The sequence below is a fragment of the Microcoleus sp. S13_C3 genome (assembly GCF_036700905.1).
In the GTDB taxonomy this organism is placed as follows: Bacteria; Cyanobacteriota; Cyanobacteriia; order Cyanobacteriales; family Microcoleaceae; genus Microcoleus.
Genome location: NZ_JAUBPT010000360.1, coordinates 1 through 1,309, shown reverse-complemented (window position 1 = coordinate 1,309; position 1,309 = coordinate 1). Strand labels below are relative to the sequence as shown.

General features: G+C 52.1%; 1 protein-coding gene. It reads left to right on the top strand.

The features are described from left to right. Positions 1 to 1,309: calcium-binding protein (locus QUA16_RS36720; protein WP_333109775.1), on the top strand; the 1,309-nt coding region annotated here is incomplete at both ends.

Sequence of the window (1,309 nt, the reverse complement as noted above, 5' to 3'; positions counted from 1 at the left end):
AAACCGATGCCGTATTTGGTGGCAAAGACAACGATCGCATTTTTGGCGATCGCAATGGAGACACATTGTACGGCGATCGCGGTTCGGATACGATCGTCGGCGACAACGGCAACAACATCGACTTAACAGGTAACGACGGCGACCTAATTTTTGGCGGTTCTTCAGGCGATGCCATTGCTAGCAACCAAGGTTCAGACACCGTTTACTCCGGCAAAGCTGGCGACATCACCTTTGGTGGCAAAGAAGACGACTTGATTTGGGGTGACAAAGGCCCAGATACCCTTGGAGGCGACAACGGAGACGACTCTGTGTTTGGCGGCGTCCTCAACTCCCTCGATAGCGACCCCGACGGCTTCGATTTGCTGACAGGAGGCGATGGCAACGACTTACTTAACGCCCAAGAACAAGACGACACCTTGCTCGCGGGCAACGGACGGGATTTGCTGTTTGGAGGCAAAGGGGGCGATCGCATTTTCGGCGAAACTGACTCGGATACTCTCTACGGCAATCTAGGTTCCGACACCATAATCGGCGACTACGGCACTCCAGCCGGCAGCATAATTGCCACGGATGAAGGCGATTTAATTTTCGGCAACGATAGTGGCGATATCATCGGCGGCGGCAGCGGTAACGATAGCATTTTTGGCGGCAAAGGTAATGACTTAGTTTACGGCGGCAAAGATAATGACCGGATTTGGGGTGAACTCGGTTCCGATACGATTGTCGGGGATGAGGGGGACGATTCGCTTTATGGCGGCTTGCAAAACGAGTTAGTGTCCGATGTTGATGGACGCGACTTGCTATTTGGGGGAGAGGGGAATGACTTTCAGGGTGGGGGTGAGAGTTCCGACTCGCTTGATGGGGGTTTTGGTAACGATACCCTTCGTGGAGGCAAGGATGACGATGTAGTACAGGGAGATGCTGGCGATGATTTGATGTACGGCGATGATGGCAGCGATATTTTGTGCGGCGATGAAGGTAACGATACCATTAGTGGCGATCGCGGGCAAAATCTGCGAGGCGCTGTGGGTGAAGACGGCCAGCAAGACTGCATCAACGGTGGCAGTGGCGATGACCTGTTATACGGCAATGAAGGTCAAGATACTCTCAATGGTGATGATGGTAATGACACTATTTACGGCGGGAAAGATCGCGATATTCTCAATGGGGGTGTTGGGGATGACTGGCTGTTTGGTGATGGGGGAGATGATACTTTGATTGGGGGTATGGGGAACGATCGTTTTGTGTTAAGCGCTAATAGCGGTCTGGATACTGTGCTCAATTTTTCTGTAGGAACTGATAAGTTTGT